Raw genomic sequence first — 17,059 nt, 5'->3', positions numbered from 1 at the left:
TGTAAATCATTAATGGATTTAGAAGGCGTTGCTGAAGTATGTGCTGGCATGCTGTATTCATCCATTGGTGATGGAAAGCAGTTTAAAAGTGGGCGGGAGGCATCGGCTTTTATAGGGTTAACACCTAAACAGCATAGTTCAGGTGGTAAAGTATTTATGACCGGAATTGATCGTGCAGGTGGAATTAAAGAACTGAGGTCGGCTTTATACCAAGGCGCACTGTCTTATATATGCCGATTGCCAGATGAAGCCAAAACGGCCAAACAAGCATGGTTGATAAAACTGGTTCAACGCGCGGGTATTAAACGATCCTGTATTGCTTTGGCTAACAAAACAGTTAGAACCGCCTGGGCAATGTTACGGTATGAGAATAAATATGAGCAACAGTTACTATTAGTAATATAGTAAACACGATAAAGAACAACAATAAGCAAAATTTTTACAATAATGATGAAGCATAAACGGTAAGACCAACCTGTTAAAAACCTGTCCAAACCGAAAGTCATTAAGACTGTTAAGGCGAAGAGGATAACGGGTGCGCAAACATCATAGTCTAGAAAGTAGCTCTTTCATTAAAAGCCGTATATACGACCGCATCTTAATGTTTATGAAAAATCATATTGTAAAATACGTGGAGTCCATATACGCTTAGGGGCACAAACCGACTTAGAACTTTTGCACTATTTGTCTGTTGAGATTACCCCATTTACGCTCGCTTTCTCTCAATTGTGAGCGTAAAGGCTCCTCTATCTTTATAGCTAAATAATATTAAAGCTAAGTCACTTTCGTCCTTAAGTGACTTACAAATTTGTGTGCCATTCGGCTCAAGTATTTTATGTGTCTCTGTTATTCGCTTGGTTAAATAGGAATTAAATAGCGATACACTAATAACAATACTAAGCGTACCTGATACTAGTGACAAGACTATCGAAACCATAGCGTTGTCCGATGTGAAGCTAGCATCTAACGCAGACAGTAGATAAAGGACAACTTAAATAAAGTTAGCGACTTCTACAAGTCCACGGTTAGCGTGACCCTAGCAGGGTTGAACGATAATCATCATCCAGTCCTGCCATCTTCTTTTTACGTGCCATACTGGCTGATTTTGTATCATCTTGTTTAAACAGAGCCATTGTTATTTTTCGCATTACATTAAAAGCGAGTGGACCTCGTTTTTAACGTAATGCGTGATTCATCTTCTCTAAATGTCATATCAAGTACCCAGTGCATGCTTTCTACTTGCCAGTGACTACGAATTGCATGCAGTGTTTGCTCTGCATTTAAATCCAATGAGGAGATATACCAACGTGTTTCTGTTGTATCTTTACCCGTTGATTTTTCATGTACTTCTGAGCTTACTTTAACGATGCTTTTTAAACCAGACCAGCGATACTCTTTACCCAACCAGCCTTTATCAACCAACATCTGCTGGCATGTTCTTACCTCAATTCGTCCATGCCCACTATCTATGTCCGCATGCTCCGCATAATTTTGTTCGGATAAACCTTCTCGCTGTGTCTTATACCACCAAGCCTCTAGTTCTGCTGGCATCCCATAGCATCGAGCGTAATAATACTGTTTTCGATATCTAACATCGTTAAAAGTTCTGGAATCGCAGTAATTTCATTTGTCTTTGCATCGACTGCGGTTTGCCCTAAAACTAATTGGTGCTGGCAACTCCAAGCGCTAACGGTATGAAGTGCATTTTTACGTTCTTTCGTTGAAAATAAACGACGTGCTGTCTTTCCATCAATAGCAATAACATCACATCCAGTGATTTCAACGAGGGACGATATCCATGATTGAAAAGCCGTTTCGATTTAAGCGACAAATAACACGCGCAATCGTATCGTGCTTAGGGATACTTGCTTCAAAAGGGCGATATTGATGAAGCCAATCTAGTTTTAAATGTCCGAAATCTTCAATATCTTCCCAGCCTTCAGCGCCTGAAAGTACAGCGCTGATTGCAAGAAGGAGAATATCTAAGAGGTTATGTTTTTTACAGCGTTCAATCCTAGGATCAGTAATATAATCAAAGTGTTTTAAGAAAGTAGTGCTCATGCCAAGTACCTAAAATTGAATTATGTACTGATCTGATCATCACTTTGCGAAAAAGTTCAATTTACATCTAAATTTATAATGATCTGGCCGTGCCCCTAATCACCGCACCTTCTATGAAGGTGGCTTTTTAACGCTAAAATTGATAAAATGTGGGAGTTTTTTTAAAGATGCGGTCAATTTCTCACTAATATCAGCGAAATTTCTTATGGAAACCTTGGTTACCTAGTTTGATTAAGTTATCAAACATTGACCCAAGAGTAACTCACTGATTCTGCAGTATCCATTCAGATTATTTTAAATTAGCACATATCTGTTCTAGTTTAAAATACTTTTTAACTCACTAACAAGGATGATCTTATGATCGAAAACAACTTTGCTATCACAGCAACGTTTATTGTGTATTTAGCACTGATGCTGTTTATCGGCTACTACGCCTATATGCGAACGAATAACTCTTCTGATTACTTTCTCGGTGGCAGAACGCTTGGGCCATGGCCAGCCGCTTTATCGGCAGGTGCATCAGACATGAGTGGTTGGTTACTACTCGGCTTACCCGGTTTTGCCTATGCTGCCGGTATGCAATCGCTATGGCTTGCTGCGGGTTTATTGATTGGTACTTGGGCGAACTGGTCTTTTGCTGCAAAACGTCTGCGTACTTACAGTATTACAACTGATAACTCATTGACTTTACCTGATTTTCTTTCCCGCCGCTTTAATGATAAATCAAAATTGGTGCAGACGATTGCCGCCTTTTTTATCTTGGTCTTCTTCCTTTTCTACACCAGCGCAGGTTTAGTGGCTGGGGGTAAGCTATTTGCCACGGTATTTGGCTTAGACTATACCATTGCGGTTATTGTCGGCACTATCTGTGTTGTTTCATATACCTTATTTGGTGGTTTTTTAGCTGTTTCCTGGACCGATATGGTGCAGGGGTTACTGATGTCGGCAGCACTGCTGATAGTACCTCTTTCCGCTATGCAAGGTGGATTTGGACAGGTAGCAACTGACTTAGCGGCAATCAATCCCGAGCTGTTAACCATATGGAACGGTATTGACGGACAACCACTTTCCTGGATAGCGATAGTGTCACTTCTGGCTTGGGGGTTGGGTTATTTTGGTCAGCCGCATATTTTAGCCCGTTTTCAGGCAACACGTACCAATAAAGACTTAATAACGGCACGCCGTATTGCCGTAAGTTGGACTATTTTAGCCATGTTTGGTTCGGTTTTGGTTGGCCTTGTGGGGCTGTTGTATGTTCATGGTGACCTATCTATTGGAATAATAGATGGTGAGAAGATCTTTATGATATTGGTCAATGTAGTATTCCATCCTGTGATTGCGGGTATTTTATTGGCGGCTATTTTAGCGGCTATTATGAGTACTGCCGATTCTCAACTTCTGGTTTCTTCATCTGCTTTAGCTGAAGATTTTTATAAACAGTTGATCCGTAAAGATGCATCATCTGCAGAGGTGATGATGGTTGGCCGTTTAGGCGTGATCGTTTTATCTTTAATTGCATTATGGTTAGCGCTGTCGCCTGATAGCTCGGTATTAACGCTGGTTTCTTATGCCTGGGCCGGATTCGGCGCTGCATTTGGTCCCGCTCTAATGTTGAGCCTGTACTGGAAGCGCATGAATCGCAATGGTGCATTAGCCGGTATTATTGTTGGTGGTATTACCATTGTTGTATGGAAGCAGTTAGAGGGCGGAATATACGATATTTATGAAATTATTCCAGGGATCATTTTGGCAACAAGTGCCATTATCATTACCAGTTTAGCCACTGCTGCACCTGAACAATCGGTCATCGATCAGTTTGACGAGTTTAAACTGAACCTAGTCGAATTTGATTAAGCGTTTTTGAATTTTATTCCCTGATTTAATAAGGGAGTAAAATATAGCCAATGAGCTCAATATTTTTTAATATTGAGCTCTTTTAATTTATGGGAAATAGTGGATTTGAAACAGCTTGTATAGCTGCCAGTATTATTATTTCCAAAGATGACCTATGGGTGTATCGGGCGAGTAGTGGTAAGCAATTTGCGCCTGTAGTAACTCAGCGGTTGCTATCGCATCAGTCAGTGCATGGTGAGGAGTATAGGCCGGAAGGCCATACCTTTGACGGCAAGAGCCCAATCGAACTGATCCAGGCTTAGCGCCTTTTAACCTGTTAATAAAACGACTGGTTTCTTTGGCTTGCAGATAAGATTCTATCGCAAGTGTATCCACCAGTGGGAATCTAATACCTTCACCAATACGCTCTTTAAGGGCCATATCAAAAAACTCCCTCTCAATCTTTCGGTAATGAACGACGACCGTACATTCAGCCAGAGCTTGCAGCACCTCCTCCAATATGCGCATGAGATCCGGTGCATCAACAATATCACTATGCGTAATACCGTGAATAATAACGGATTCTTTTTCCAGTGGCAGATTGGGATTGATAAGCCACTGCTTGGCTTGATTCAGGTAGATTCGCTTCAGATCGAATGGGACGAGACCGATACTGACGATATCATCTTTTTTTGCATCCAGACCTGTGGTCTCAAAATCCAGCGCGACAAATTTCACCTTAGCTATCGGCAGATCGGGCGCTGTCACACCGCGCTTATAGAAATTTTGCAGTAGCATATTGTTGGACTGGTGGCTCTGTTTTTGATAAAAATTGGTCCAGTCGCTGTTGCGGCCAAGATTAAATAATTTTCGTAAAATCATAGTTAAGCAAACTTATTGGTAGCATGATAGCGCAGTTTAAGTAAATTTTGTGCGTAACTCAGGACTTGGAATGCATCTTTGAGATTACGGCGTTCAAAATAAGAGATATTTTCTGGTTCGATATTATTATCGGGTTCGATACTGTTTTCTACGTCAATCGCCTGATGGCGAGTACGTACCATAGAGATAAACTCCATCGCATCGCGTAAATCCTGAGCTCTTCCTTTTGGCAGTATTCCTGCTTCTTCAATATCATCAAGGCGCTCAAAAGAGTTTTGTGAACGCGATCCGACTGAAAGAGCATGAACACGAATGAGATCGGCAAGTGGTGCTGTACCGCGCCTTTTGAGATTAATGGTGTTTTTCTGCTGACCATCTTTTTCCATTACAAAGCCTTGGAAAAATCCCAGAGGAGGCTTGCGGGTAAGCGCATTGCGGGCAAGGCAGGCGAGAAAAAGGTTATTTTTACGCGCCCTGCGTACGATAAAGCTATTGAGGTGCTCAGCCCATTTTAGGCGACCATACACGCTATCAAGATCGAAGAAGATGGAGCTGTTTAGCAGTGCTTCCGGGTTAGGGTTATCTATCCAATCGGTAAAACAGGCCTCCCATTCGCTACGGGTCTTACGCCAAGTGGGGTTGGTGGCCATGATATCGCCTGTACAATAGGCGTAACCGCATTTATTTAGCGCATCACAAACAAACTTCGCAAGATCAGCAAAATATTGGCCGTGTTTATCCTGATCATAACTGTTATCTAAGATAATCGCATTGTCCTGATCGGTGACCAGCAACTGTTCATCTCTGGCCATCGAGCCAAGTGCCAGAAAACAATAAGGGATAGGTGGTTCTCCAAGCTGCTCCTCCGCCAGTTCCAGAATACGCTGTTTAAAGCTACGGCCGATAACCGACATCGCACTGCCAACCATATGCGAGTTGGCATCTTCATTGACCATCCGCACAAAGCTGTCACGAACTTGTAGGGAAATAGCCTGCAACTCTTCGACTGAATTTTGCATAAAGATGCTGTTAACCAGTAGCAGGGAGTTTTGAGATTCATAGCGGACAATATCAGCCGACTCCAATACCCCTATTGGCAGACGTTTTTTGATAATAATCAGATGGTGGATATTGGCTCGAAGCATGGCCAACATCGCCTCGAACACATAGGCGTTGTGATCCAGTGAGATAATCTCTAAGGTCATGACGCTGCCTATTTCATCCAATGGAGAAAGGCTTGTTGCAAGCACTCGGGTACAGAGATCCCGATCGCTGATAATACCCACTATCGGACTACTATCTTCATCCTTAGCATCTGTTTGTGAATCCATAACGAGCAGTACAGAAACGCCCTCTTCTGCCATTTTTTGTGCAGCAGCCTGGATGGTTTCCGTTTTACCGATACTGACCGGATTCCGGTTGATAAGTGTAGTGACCTTTGAAGTCGTCAAGTCATTGGCATCATTGGTCGTCGAAAGTGTCTGACGTAGTCGTGCGTGATGCTCTACCTCAACAAAATCGGCAAAGGTATCGTATCCATCGTAGAGTTGTTGAAAGATTTTCTGAGGAATGCAGTAGAGCAGTGTATCTTCAATCGCTTTGGCAGGAAAACGAACCTTACTATTGGTCATTAATCCTAGCTGACCAAATACGTCCCCCTCATCCAGGCGATTATACAGCTCCCCGTTGCGACGATGGATCTCGACGACACCGCTGCGAATCACATAAAGATCGTTAATGTAATCACCAAAATGAATAATGGGCGTATCTTTTCGGAAATAGGCGATCTCGACCTGTTTTGTTACATCCTCAATCACCTCTTCAGGTAACTCGTTAAAGGGGGGGTATTGAGAAAGAAAGCCCTGTATCTCTTGTAGTTCTGCATCCATATGATAAACCACTTAGCCATTTTTATTTGCATTGATAATCGTTTATATTACCTGAATTTCACTAGTGAGTATTGCTCTTTTATTTCAAGAAAAAACATGGCTCCCACTGAAATCACTCGACTTTTCCGCTTATTCCCTCTATTAAACTGACCTTCCCACTTTATAGGTTCAACTTTGTATGCTGGACGGTTGCAAAGTAATTGAGGACAGCCAGTGCGCCGAGATAAATCGGTATTAGATTAGAGGTGAAATTCCTCAGTTCGGTAAGGTTAGTGAACCGCCGAACCCCCTAGTCATGGGCTTTGTATCGTAAGGTGCAGAGTTAAGCGTTGACAGGGGAAGCCATAGGCCGAGTATCGAGCTGCGAAATAATAATTAAGAGTGCTGACCTTGTTGGCTGAAGGGGAAGGCAATACGATAAATTGACACAAAACCTGTCAGGTAATCGCTAGTCATTTATCGGCTCTTCGCAGTCATAGACCTTGTGCATGTGGTGATGTCTTTTACACGGAACTCGGGAGGTCCAACTCGTTGTTTGTTAAACAGTGAGCTTACGGCAGCATAGTTTGACTTGGGCCATTAGCCTAAATCAGTGTATTTAAGAAGGTAAATCAGATATTAACTCACTATTTTCGAGATAATTCCATGGCAGGTAATTTTCTGGATTGGCTTTTACTTTTTCTTTGTCTCGCTGTAGAACAGTAAAGTAATTGAAGACATTGATCCCCGCCTCGCTGCCAGTAATGAGCGGGGGCCAGGTCTTTAATTTTGAATTTTAAGAAATTAGATCACATCCACAGACTCAAGACGATTAAAGATCTGATCCGAATAGCACTCAAATTTGTAAGTCGCAATGGGGGCGAAAGTGAGACAGCTTCCTAACTCGTAAATAAGCATAAACCGTCTTACAAAAACCTCAAGTTAAAGGGGAAATATAACTTAGCCTAATTTAGCCACGTCACAGAAACAGAACCGCGAATTTGATTTCAATGATAATGGTTGAAAACTAACTATTTCTGCCCTAAAAAAACCTATGGTATTCCATAAGGTATTCCACGCAAAATTCAAACCGAGATTTAACCTTAAAATTCAGTTAATTACGAACCCAGTTCGAGTTACCCCATCCCACCACCTATAGGTCCGACAAGGACCGACTAAGACCCGCAACACCAGTCACCAACTGGTTTGCGGGTTTTTTTATGTCTATAGCATTCCATCCGCGTTCAGTGACATCTAGCACTTTAAGTAGTACATTATTTAGTACCACATCCTAATACCAAAAGAATTAATGAAGTGATCAGGGGGCGAAGGAAAAATTAGCACTAACAAGGCGTGACTTGCATTCGATCATTATTCTCACTTCACAAAAATTGTAAGGAATGATTTTGAACAGTTTTAGCTGACCACAAAGTGGTGAAGAACAGGATTTCCTGAATAAAATTCACAATGCAGTTAGGGATAATTTTAACCAGCAAGGTTGATCACCTTTTTAGTTCTTTTGGTATTAGCCACACTGCATGGCTGATGACTTGTGCAGGATAACGATAACCTTCATTGATATTAGAGTTATTCATCGTCAGATTATCGCATAAATGATGGATCGGTTGTTAAGTTGACAATACCCTGCACCGATAAATTTTTCTAAAAGCTTCTTATCTCCTTTATCCCTATTTTCCGGTTACTGTGACTTATTAATTCAAGTTAATCATTTTTATCTCTTCCATTCGTATAGACAATTGAGCGGGAAAAAAACAAGCTAAATCTCTGTCAACCAGTTCATAGAAATGGTAATTGACAGATATATAAGTTTTTTTGTTGACTAATAGTAGGGAGACTTGTGGGGTATTTGTTAAGTTGACAGCATCTTATTAGCATTCTATTCTCAGGGAATAACCTGAATTTAACATCAGGAGCTAAATAAAAAATGACTTATTTTAAACAAAATCCTCCGCCCCTAACTGAAAGATATTCGAACCTAATTCACTCATTCTATAGTCTGAGGTTTTGGGCGCGCTTCACTCTATTCAGCATTATTTGGATATTGCTTACCGGATGGCAACCTAGCTCATGGTCGGTAGGGGTTGTGTTTATTATTATGGCCAGTTCACTCAGTCTCTATCTTGCGCCCCAACAGCAACAAACAGGGCGAAGGCAAATAAATCCAACAAAACTATTTTCATTTTTTTGTTATTTCTTTATACAGTCCTTACGTGGTGGCTTGGATACCGCAATATTAGCTTTAAGACCCAAACAAAAACTCTCACCAGGCGTGATCAAGTACCAAATAGAAATAGTAAATGAATCACATATTTTCACCTTCATGCAAGTGCTTAGTTTACTACCCGGCACTGTCAGTGCCCACCAGGAGGGCCGTGAAATTAGCATACATGTATTAGACCTTAATTCGTTCAATCGAGCTGAAATAGATAACTGCTATGCCTGGGTTAGTAAGTTATTAGGGAGTACAAATCAACCATTAGTCGATAAGAGGGACTCATGAATACCTACCTAATAATAATTGTTCTTGCCTTGGCTGTTCTACTACTACTCAGCTTACTATATATATTGCGTGCGGCAAGTTATGCCGATTGCCTCTTATCAACACAATTAGTTAGTACTATTGGCGTAGCAATGCTAGCTATTTTATCGGTCATTAAGAGCCAACCTTACCTTTTAGACGTCGCGCTGGTGCTCGCCCTCCTTACCTCAATAACGGTCGTTATTTTCACACAACTTAGAAGGAATAATCAATGACTACGAGTGAATGGTTTAGCTTGATATTTTGTGGGGCAGGACTGTTTTTCTTCCTCGCGGGTACGGTTGGTTTAATACGGTTTCCGGATATGCTCAGCCGTCTTCATGCTTTGACTAAGGCTGATAATCTTGGGCTGGGATTAATCGTAATTGGACTGATACCTCAGCTCTCTTCTTTACTTGATTTATTTAAACTAGTGCTCATTTGGGGGTTAGTTATTTTTTCCAGTGCAGCCTGTACCTATTTGATTGCGTCCCAAGCTCTGCAGTGTAAATCGGGAAGCAGTGAATCAAAATCGACACCTAAAAATGAAGGAGAGTAAACGATGAGCCTTGAGATTGCCTTGGATTTATTTCTGATCCTCAGCTGCCTAGTTCTTGCCTGGATGAGTATTTTCTCTGCGTCACTATTTCGTTGTATCGTTTTTTTTGTATGTTTAGGTCTTTTGGCCACTATTGCATGGGGGCAACTGGGCGCATACGACGTGGCAATTGCCGAAGCGGCAATTGGTGCAGGTTTAACAGGCGCTATTTTGTTGGCTGCATGGAATCGCATCAGACCGCTCACCCAAGAAGTTGATCCAAGTTCTGTTCATGTTGAGGGCTGTAATCAGGAGGACAAATAGCATGTTTAACAAAATAGATCTTGAATATAATGGGGCCGTCATCGACCCAAAAGCATCACCACTAATTACTGGATTGTCGGTTGTAGCACTTTTGTGTTTTCTGATATTAATGTTGCTTAACCACGAGGTTCACTACGGAGGGGTACAGCCTTTCATTGATGACAATATCAATTTAAGCGGCGTAACCAATGCTGTAACCGCAGTGCTACTCAATTTTCGCGCATACGATACCTTGCTTGAACTCGCAGTATTATTGATTGCGGTGATTGCCGTTCTACCTAGCCATGACCATCAACTCCCTGCCGTGCAGCGAACAGTTGAATCGGAGCACAACCTGGTAATTCTAGCGTTGCAACGCTGGATTTCTCCGGCGTTATTGATCTTTTCTGGGTATCTTCTCTGGGCGGGTGCGAGTCAGCCCGGTGGCGCATTTCAAGCCGGCGCTTTATTGGCGGGTGCTTGTGTGCTTATGTTTCAAACTGGCACATATCGCATTAACTATACGTCAATCATTGCTCGATACTTGTTAGTAGTAGGTTTGGTCGTGTTTGTCGTAGTCGCTTTAGCACTAATTTGGTTTGAAGGGAATTTGCTTAATTACCCTCTAAATTATGCGGGCTTATTTATCCTTCTAATTGAGGGGTGTGCCACAGTATCGATTGCTATAGCTCTCGCTTCACTCTATAGCAGCCTTATCGAACCTTGTTTTTATGAACTTGCAAACACCCACAGGAAAGCGCCATGAACTCCGCATTGCTTTACAGTATTACCGGTGTTGGTCTATTTGCTATTGGTTTGCTTGGGATAGTCCTTGCCAGTCACATCATGCGAAAAGTATTAGCCTTGAACGTCATGGGAGTTGGAATATTTATGCTCTTGATTGCCTTGGCTAAGCAAAGTGAATCCGTGGTCGACCCCGTGCCCCACGCGATGGTATTAACTGGCATTGTGATCGCAGCAGCGGGAACTGCGTTGGCGTTAAACCTAATGGTTCGATTGCATGAAATGGGCAAACCTAAGCGGGATAAATTATAGAGATGGACAATCTTAATTCATCACTGTTGCTACCTCTGATTGTATTTTTGCCATTAATAGCCGCTTTGTTAGGGTTTATCCTCAGTCGAAACATAGTGCAAGGGCTCACCAATGTTGGTTTTGCCTGTGCGCAATTTCTGACAGTGGCAATGACGACTGTTCTGTTTTTAAACGAAAACGCTTACCAGAGTGAACGTTATGAAATCGGTGCATGGGGAGCACCACTGGGTATTGATCTGGTAGTCGATGGATTTTCGATTGTAATGATTAGTCTAACCGGACTGCTTACCCTCATATTAACAATCTACAGCGCGGTATATTACGAAGATGATGCTAAGAGTCTGCGATTTTGGCCGTTGTGGTGGTTATTGATATCAGGGCTAAATGCGCTATTTGTCTCTGCAGATGCTTTTAATATCTACGTATCTCTTGAAATTATAGGGCTGTCAGCAGCAGCGTTGGTCGCTCTTCAATCAACACGAGCGGCTTTGGAAGCGGCGCTCAGATATCTGCTGGTTGGTTTACTCGGTTCGCTTTTCTACTTGATGGCGATCGTTATTCTTTACCGTAGCCATGGTACGCTGGATCTTACCCAGATCGCGACAAGTTCCAGCAACGAATTCCCAGATCAAGTTGCGATGATACTTATTACAATTGGACTTCTGCTCAAAATAGCCTTGTTCCCACTGCACTTCTGGTTACCTCCAGCTCACGCAAATGCACCTACACCAGTAAGCGCGATACTTTCGGCGTTAGTGGTTAAAGCTTCACTGTATGTATTGATCAAATTCTGGTTTGAGGTGTTAAATGAATCTACAACTTTTGCTGCATCTCAGCTTTTAGGATGCTTAGGTGGTGCAGCAATTATTTATGGCTCTTGGAAAGCGTTTCGCGCCACGCAGTTAAAAGTATTGATTGCATACTCGACGGTCGCGCAACTCGGTTACATCTTCTTATTGTTTCCCTTAAGCGGACAAACTACAAACAGCAATTCGTTTTCCGGTTCGGCATTTCAGGCTGCAGTCTATTTTATTGTGGCGCATGCCTGTGCCAAAGCAGCAATGTTTTTATCGGCAGGTAATCTGATTTTGTCACAGGGCTCTGGTGATATTGCTCAACTCAAGGGAATTGCGACCCGTGAACCTCTTAATGTATTGGTGTTTGCGATCGCGGGCGTTAGTTTGATTGGACTACCGCCAAGCGCCGGTTTTATTGCGAAATGGCTACTTCTTACGGCGTCTATCGAGAGTGGTCAATGGTGGTGGGTAATAGTCGTGCTCTCTGGTGGACTTATCGCGGCAATGTATCTGTTTAAGATACTGAATTTGGCATTTTCTAATAAGCCCTTTAATACTGGCACTACTCAATTCGTTGCACAAAAACACCCCTCCAGGATGCTGACAACAGCAGCACTTGTTCTGGCGCTCATTACATTGGCCTTGGGTTTAAACGCTGAGTTTATTATCAATATGGCTCAACCAACATTGAAGGTAAGTGGCATATGAACCTGAGTTCGCTACTACCAGCGTTGATTGTATTAGGGCCATTTCTAGCGGGCTTTGCGATAATGGCAACACCTGAGCATAAGTATTCACTACGCCGCACTTTTAATATAGCAGGCGCATTGATTACCTTAAGCCTTATTGCTTTGCTTCTTACAGGCGTCAGCAATAGCTTATATTTTGAGACTCGCCTCCCCTTGTTGCCGAATATTGATATTGTGCTGCACGCGGACACACTTTCGCTTCTATTTGTAAGCCTGTCGGGTTTCCTATGGTTATTTACCACTATTTATGCGATAGGTTATTTTAAAAATTCAGCTCACTTAAGTCGCTTCTTTGCTTTCTTTAGCTTATCTGTTGGCGCGACCATTGGCTTAGCCCTAGCGGGCAATTTGCTTACGTTTCTTCTCTTTTACGAACTACTGACCCTCACCACCTATCCGCTGATTGCTCACAAAGGCAATACTGCATCAATCAAAGCTGCACGTACTTACCTTATTTATACCATGTTAGGTGGCGCATTACTGCTGGCGGGCATCGTTTGGCTAAAAACAATTGCCGGCGCTCTCGATTTCACTACGGCAGGCGTATTGGCTGGAATGCCCCATCTTGATAGAACGCATCTGCAGATAATCTTTGTATTACTGATAGCGGGTCTCGGCGTCAAAGCAGCGCTGTTTCCGCTACATGGTTGGTTGCCCGTCTCGATGGCGGCTCCAGCGCCAGTAAGCTCATTACTGCATGCAGTTGCGGTAGTGAAAGCGGGCGCGTTTGGTATTGTGCGGGTTGTCTACGATATCTATGGCGTTGAATTTGCGCAGGACTTAGGCCTTACCATATTCCTTGCGGCGATTGCAGGATTCACTATTATCTATGGATCTATTCGCGCATTGAGCCAGGATGATTTAAAAAAACGTTTAGCCTACTCAACAGTGAGTCAAGTGTCATACATCGTGCTAGGTATAGCAATATCGGGACCAATAGCGACCATCGGAGGTCTGGTACACTTAGTTCATCAAGGATTGATGAAAATCACTCTATTTTTCTGCGCTGGCAACATCGCAGAAACCCTAGGCATTCATAAAGTAAGCCAAATGAATGGGGTCGGTAAGCGCATGCCACTGACGATGGGAGCGTTCACCATTGCTGCATTTGGTATGATTGGGGTACCTCCCGTCGCGGGGTTTGTTTCAAAATGGTATCTTGGGGTCGGAGCCCTGGAAGCTCAGGAGTATTGGGTTCTGGGTGTGCTGGCAATAAGCAGCATGCTGAATGCGGCCTATTTTTTGCCGATTATAAATGCAGTTTGGTTCAAGGAGCAGGATTCACCTTGGCCAAACGAACAACTTAGTTTGAAGTTTGAAACGCACTGGATGTTACTTCTACCTCCTTTGGTAACAGCGTTTTGTTCCCTGCTCATCGGGCTATTTGCATCTGCCTCCGCCAGTCCCCTTTCTTGGTCGACTTTAATCACAACACGGGAATACCAAGCAGTCCTTCCAGACCTTTCCGCTATGGCACTCAACTACAGTACGGATTCTTTATGGGTGTTAATATTACCAACTCTGTTGCTCGCCATGATGGCGATTAAAAATTTAAGACCCTTAGTTATTGAACTTGTACCACTTGCCCCACTTCCGGCTCTGGTAGCAGCCCTGTTATTAGGTGGCGGAAATATTACTGTTCAAGCTTTTCTAACATTGACCGCTTTACTTTGGTTTATTGCGGCTTTCTATGCCCGATCTTATTTAGCGAGAGATAATAAACGGAACAGATTTTACCTGTTTTTTCTGCTCACAATGCTTGCTAATTTGGGTGTTGTATTGTCTCAAGAAATGTCTTCATTCATCGCATTTTTTGCCCTAATGAGTTTCAGTGCCTATCCACTGATACTTCATTCAAATAGCGATGAAGCTATATCAGCTGCCTCCACGTATATCAAATGGGTAGTGTTTGGAGAGATTGTTTTATTTATTGGCTTGGCTGGACAAACTTACTCTTTGCAATATGGTGGAAGCGAAGGAGATGTCACTTGGGTAGCAGCGTTTCTGCTCATCGGTTTTGGTGTTAAAGCAGGCCTTGCTACCTTGCATGTATGGCTTCCCAAGGCACATCCGGTCGCCCCCGTTCCTGCGAGTGCGTTACTCAGCGCAGTAATGGTTAAAGTTGGCCTGCTAGGCTGGATACGCTTTCTACCGCTAGGTGACAAATCTATTATGCTCTTAGCGCAGCCAATGATGGTTTTAGGATTTATGGCTGTATTCCTTGCGGCTGCATATGGCGTTTTCCAAAATAACGCAAAGACCGTATTAGCCTATTCGACCGTCAGTCAGCTTGGGATTATTAGCGCCAGCATTGGCTTTGCTTTGGCATTTCCTAGCAGTTGGGAGTTGGTATTACCGGCCATTTTATTTTTTGCGATGCACCATGCTTTTGCCAAAGCGACCTTGTTTTTCAGTGTGGGACTGAGTAGCGAACTACAAAAAAAGTCGAGATTGAAACCCTTTCTGTGGTTGCTTGTACTCATTCCAGCAGTGTCCTTGATAGGATTGCCGTTAACCAGCGGAGCATTCGCTAAATCGGCACTCAAAAGTGCGACTTCCAGCTGGCCACTGTTCTCCACATTATTGGTTTTGAGCGCAATAGGTACATCGTTGTTAATGGGACGTTTTATCCAATTAATGCGACAGCCGGCGATACAAGACACGTCAAATGCGTCGCCACGATGGGGGCTTATATTACCGACTCTGCTTTCAGCGATACTATCTGTAGCTTACCTATATATTACCCCCGCATTCGAATTTAAAATTCAACTAAGTGTCTCATCAACAGTAAGCTGGTCTGCATTATGGCCAGGGGTTATTGGACTCATGTTATTAGTTGCCAGTTCAGAATTTAGGGCAGGCATAGTACCGCCTGCAGCCGGTGATATTTTAGTGCTCTATCAAAAAATATCACTATTATTGCAGAAATTTGAACGAAAAATTAGACTTTTCATAAACACCATTGCAGAGGGAATAAGCATGTTCTTTTGCCGTATATTTGTTAGATCACAAGCCTTGTTTAGCTACTCACGAAAGCGTTTATTAGCAGGCACTCCCGGCTCTGTCATGATCATTGTTCTAGCCCTTCTTTTTTACACCTTTGTAAGCTAACCCATTACAGGTTATGAACCTTTAGGAGACAACCCAATGAAAAATTTTAAAAATATACTGATAAAAGTGAACCAGCAAAGCAACCCTGAAGTTGATATCGCGGTTTTACAGGGTATCGAATTAGCTAAACAAAGTGGGGCAAAAGTAATACTGTTTGATGTAGTAGAGCCATTGGGTAATATCCTAAGCCGGTATACTAATATGCTCAGCTCAAAAGAGTTGACTGAAAATATTGCAGGACAGCGGCTCGAACAACTGACTAAAGTGGCGCAAGCGTTACAAAGCAAAGATGTGGAAATATCGGCTCAAGTATCCATCGGTAAAAATTTCATTGAAATTGTCAAGGCAGTCATCGTCAACAATAATGATTTATTGATCAAAGTATCCAATCCCAGTGAACAAAACTTTGATAGTAATGATTTCCATATCATGCGTAAATGCCCAAGGCCAGTATGGTTAATCAGGGCAACACCAACGAATAAAGTAAAAAGAATTTTAGCCGCAGTAGATTTATCAATGGAACAGTATCCACAAGGGCGTGCCCAAAACCGTATGATAATGGATATAGCAACGTCCTTGAGCCAGTTTAAAAACGCTAAAATGACCGTGTTTTCATGCTGGCAGTTATATGGAGAGCGAGCACTAAGATCAGGTCTATACACAAAGATTTCATCTGAAGAATTAGAAGGCTTGATGAAAAACGAAGAGCATGAATATAAAAAAATCCTCGACGTTTTGGTTAACGAATATAAAGGGTTAAGTATTGATCAACATTTAATCAAAGGGCAGCCCAAAACACTCATTCCCGAGTATGTTAACAGGAACGGGATTGATATTGTTGTTATGGGGACTATCGGGCGTTCCGGAATCCCAGGGTTGCTGATTGGCAATACTTCCGAAACTGTACTCCAAGCAATCAATTCGTCAGTGATGACCCTGAAGCCTGATGATTTTCTATCACCGATACGATGAAAGAGGTTGCCAATTTATCGAACCGATACAATTAGCTCAAACACAGCCAGGCAAGTATGATCGTCATGGCCTCACCGGCATTGGTTGGCAGTGTCCAGCTGATGACCTTTTTTATATTGTCATATACTGTCTTCCCTCTTTAACGGCGACGATGAAAGCAAAATTATCGTCGGCCAATACAATATCGGAGGCCTCCTTTGCAGCTTCGCTGCCGTTTTTACCCATGGCAATACCGACATCGGCACGTTTCAACGCAGGGGCATCATTAACACCGTCACCGGTCATGGCAACAGTCATGTTGTTTGCCTGAAGTGCCATCACCAGACGTAATTTATGTTCGGGACTGGTGC

The 17,059-nt window shown here is 42.7% G+C and carries 13 protein-coding genes and 2 pseudogenes; 11 read left to right on the top strand and 4 right to left on the bottom strand.

Annotation, left to right across the window (positions count from 1 at the left end; translation table 11 throughout):
- Positions 1 to 405 (top strand): transposase (locus tag ACJAZP_RS18775; protein WP_415232275.1); only part of this gene is annotated, 405 nt, incomplete at its 5' end.
- Positions 406 to 1,025: 620 nt separating this feature from the next.
- Here ACJAZP_RS18775 and ACJAZP_RS18770 read toward each other — a convergent pair.
- Positions 1,026 to 2,061 (bottom strand): annotated as a pseudogene (locus tag ACJAZP_RS18770) (ISAs1 family transposase).
- A 357-nt stretch (positions 2,062 to 2,418) separates the two neighbouring features.
- Between ACJAZP_RS18770 and putP the strand changes: the two are divergent.
- Positions 2,419 to 3,915: a sodium/proline symporter PutP gene (putP, locus tag ACJAZP_RS18765; protein WP_415232274.1), complete on the top strand. Its 1,497-nt coding sequence runs from the start codon at positions 2,419 to 2,421 to the stop codon at positions 3,913 to 3,915.
- A gap of 135 nt (positions 3,916 to 4,050) precedes the next feature.
- Here putP and ACJAZP_RS18760 read toward each other — a convergent pair whose 3' ends face one another.
- Together ACJAZP_RS18760 and ACJAZP_RS18755 are read right to left on the bottom strand one after the other, a co-directional pair.
- Positions 4,051 to 4,776, bottom strand: a complete 726-nt coding sequence (locus ACJAZP_RS18760) for a 3'-5' exonuclease (protein WP_415232273.1) — start codon at positions 4,774 to 4,776, stop codon at positions 4,051 to 4,053.
- 2 nt (positions 4,777 to 4,778) lie between these two features.
- Positions 4,779 to 6,665, bottom strand: coding sequence for a DUF294 nucleotidyltransferase-like domain-containing protein (locus ACJAZP_RS18755; protein WP_415232272.1), 1,887 nt, complete (start codon positions 6,663 to 6,665; stop codon positions 4,779 to 4,781).
- A 1,924-nt stretch (positions 6,666 to 8,589) separates the two neighbouring features.
- On the opposite strand from ACJAZP_RS18755, the gene ACJAZP_RS18750 reads away from it, so the two are divergent.
- Genes ACJAZP_RS18750 through ACJAZP_RS18710 form a run of 9 tightly spaced genes read left to right on the top strand, consistent with a single transcriptional unit; the run spans position 8,590 to position 16,709 of the window.
- Complete coding sequence (locus tag ACJAZP_RS18750; RefSeq protein WP_415232271.1) at positions 8,590 to 9,165, top strand: Na+/H+ antiporter subunit E; 576 nt, start codon at positions 8,590 to 8,592, stop codon at positions 9,163 to 9,165.
- A complete protein-coding gene (locus ACJAZP_RS18745) occupies positions 9,162 to 9,419 on the top strand; it encodes a monovalent cation/H+ antiporter complex subunit F (RefSeq protein ID WP_415232270.1) in 258 nt (85 codons plus the stop codon). The genes ACJAZP_RS18750 and ACJAZP_RS18745 overlap by 4 nt, the downstream gene beginning before the upstream one ends.
- Positions 9,416 to 9,742, top strand: a complete 327-nt coding sequence (locus tag ACJAZP_RS18740; RefSeq protein WP_415232269.1) for a cation:proton antiporter — start codon at positions 9,416 to 9,418, stop codon at positions 9,740 to 9,742. Before ACJAZP_RS18745 ends, ACJAZP_RS18740 begins: the two co-directional genes overlap by 4 nt.
- A 3-nt stretch (positions 9,743 to 9,745) precedes the next feature.
- Positions 9,746 to 10,045 carry a hydrogenase subunit MbhD domain-containing protein gene (locus tag ACJAZP_RS18735; RefSeq protein WP_415232268.1) on the top strand — a complete coding sequence of 100 codons (300 nt, stop codon included), beginning with the start codon at positions 9,746 to 9,748 and terminating at the stop codon, positions 10,043 to 10,045.
- Between the two features lies 1 nt (position 10,046).
- Positions 10,047 to 10,790, top strand: coding sequence for a hydrogen gas-evolving membrane-bound hydrogenase subunit E (gene mbhE, locus ACJAZP_RS18730; protein WP_415232267.1), 744 nt, complete (start codon positions 10,047 to 10,049; stop codon positions 10,788 to 10,790).
- Positions 10,787 to 11,080 carry an NADH-quinone oxidoreductase subunit K gene (locus ACJAZP_RS18725; protein ID WP_415232266.1) on the top strand — a complete coding sequence of 98 codons (294 nt, stop codon included), beginning with the start codon at positions 10,787 to 10,789 and terminating at the stop codon, positions 11,078 to 11,080. The genes mbhE and ACJAZP_RS18725 overlap by 4 nt, the downstream gene beginning before the upstream one ends.
- Before the next feature lie 2 nt (positions 11,081 to 11,082).
- Positions 11,083 to 12,585, top strand: a complete 1,503-nt coding sequence (locus ACJAZP_RS18720) for a complex I subunit 5 family protein (protein WP_415232265.1) — start codon at positions 11,083 to 11,085, stop codon at positions 12,583 to 12,585.
- A complete protein-coding gene (locus ACJAZP_RS18715) occupies positions 12,582 to 15,737 on the top strand; it encodes a proton-conducting transporter membrane subunit (protein WP_415232264.1) in 3,156 nt (1,051 codons plus the stop codon). The genes ACJAZP_RS18720 and ACJAZP_RS18715 overlap by 4 nt, the downstream gene beginning before the upstream one ends.
- A gap of 36 nt (positions 15,738 to 15,773) precedes the next feature.
- Positions 15,774 to 16,709, top strand: coding sequence for a universal stress protein (locus ACJAZP_RS18710; protein ID WP_415232263.1), 936 nt, complete (start codon positions 15,774 to 15,776; stop codon positions 16,707 to 16,709).
- A gap of 43 nt (positions 16,710 to 16,752) precedes the next feature.
- On the opposite strand, the pseudogene ACJAZP_RS18705 reads toward ACJAZP_RS18710, so the two are convergent.
- Positions 16,753 to 17,059: pseudogene (locus ACJAZP_RS18705) on the bottom strand (HAD-IC family P-type ATPase); the annotation flags it as partial.

The sequence above is a fragment of the Psychromonas sp. genome (assembly GCF_047632955.1).
In the GTDB taxonomy this organism is placed as follows: domain Bacteria; phylum Pseudomonadota; class Gammaproteobacteria; order Enterobacterales; family Psychromonadaceae; genus Psychromonas.
The sequence above is the reverse complement of the archived record's forward strand: the minus strand, read 5'-3'. Positions and strand labels throughout refer to the sequence as shown.

Coding starts and splice junctions, on each gene's coding strand:
- putP (WP_415232274.1), top strand. CDS start 2,419: ATGATCGAAAACAACTTTGCTATCACAGCAACGTTTATTGTGTATTTA.
- ACJAZP_RS18715 (WP_415232264.1), top strand. CDS start 12,582: ATGAACCTGAGTTCGCTACTACCAGCGTTGATTGTATTAGGGCCATTT.
- ACJAZP_RS18735 (WP_415232268.1), top strand. CDS start 9,746: ATGAGCCTTGAGATTGCCTTGGATTTATTTCTGATCCTCAGCTGCCTA.
- ACJAZP_RS18725 (WP_415232266.1), top strand. CDS start 10,787: ATGAACTCCGCATTGCTTTACAGTATTACCGGTGTTGGTCTATTTGCT.
- ACJAZP_RS18720 (WP_415232265.1), top strand. CDS start 11,083: ATGGACAATCTTAATTCATCACTGTTGCTACCTCTGATTGTATTTTTG.
- ACJAZP_RS18710 (WP_415232263.1), top strand. CDS start 15,774: ATGAAAAATTTTAAAAATATACTGATAAAAGTGAACCAGCAAAGCAAC.
- ACJAZP_RS18740 (WP_415232269.1), top strand. CDS start 9,416: ATGACTACGAGTGAATGGTTTAGCTTGATATTTTGTGGGGCAGGACTG.
- ACJAZP_RS18760 (WP_415232273.1), bottom strand. CDS start 4,776: ATGATTTTACGAAAATTATTTAATCTTGGCCGCAACAGCGACTGGACC.
- ACJAZP_RS18745 (WP_415232270.1), top strand. CDS start 9,162: ATGAATACCTACCTAATAATAATTGTTCTTGCCTTGGCTGTTCTACTA.
- ACJAZP_RS18750 (WP_415232271.1), top strand. CDS start 8,590: ATGACTTATTTTAAACAAAATCCTCCGCCCCTAACTGAAAGATATTCG.
- mbhE (WP_415232267.1), top strand. CDS start 10,047: ATGTTTAACAAAATAGATCTTGAATATAATGGGGCCGTCATCGACCCA.
- ACJAZP_RS18755 (WP_415232272.1), bottom strand. CDS start 6,665: ATGGATGCAGAACTACAAGAGATACAGGGCTTTCTTTCTCAATACCCC.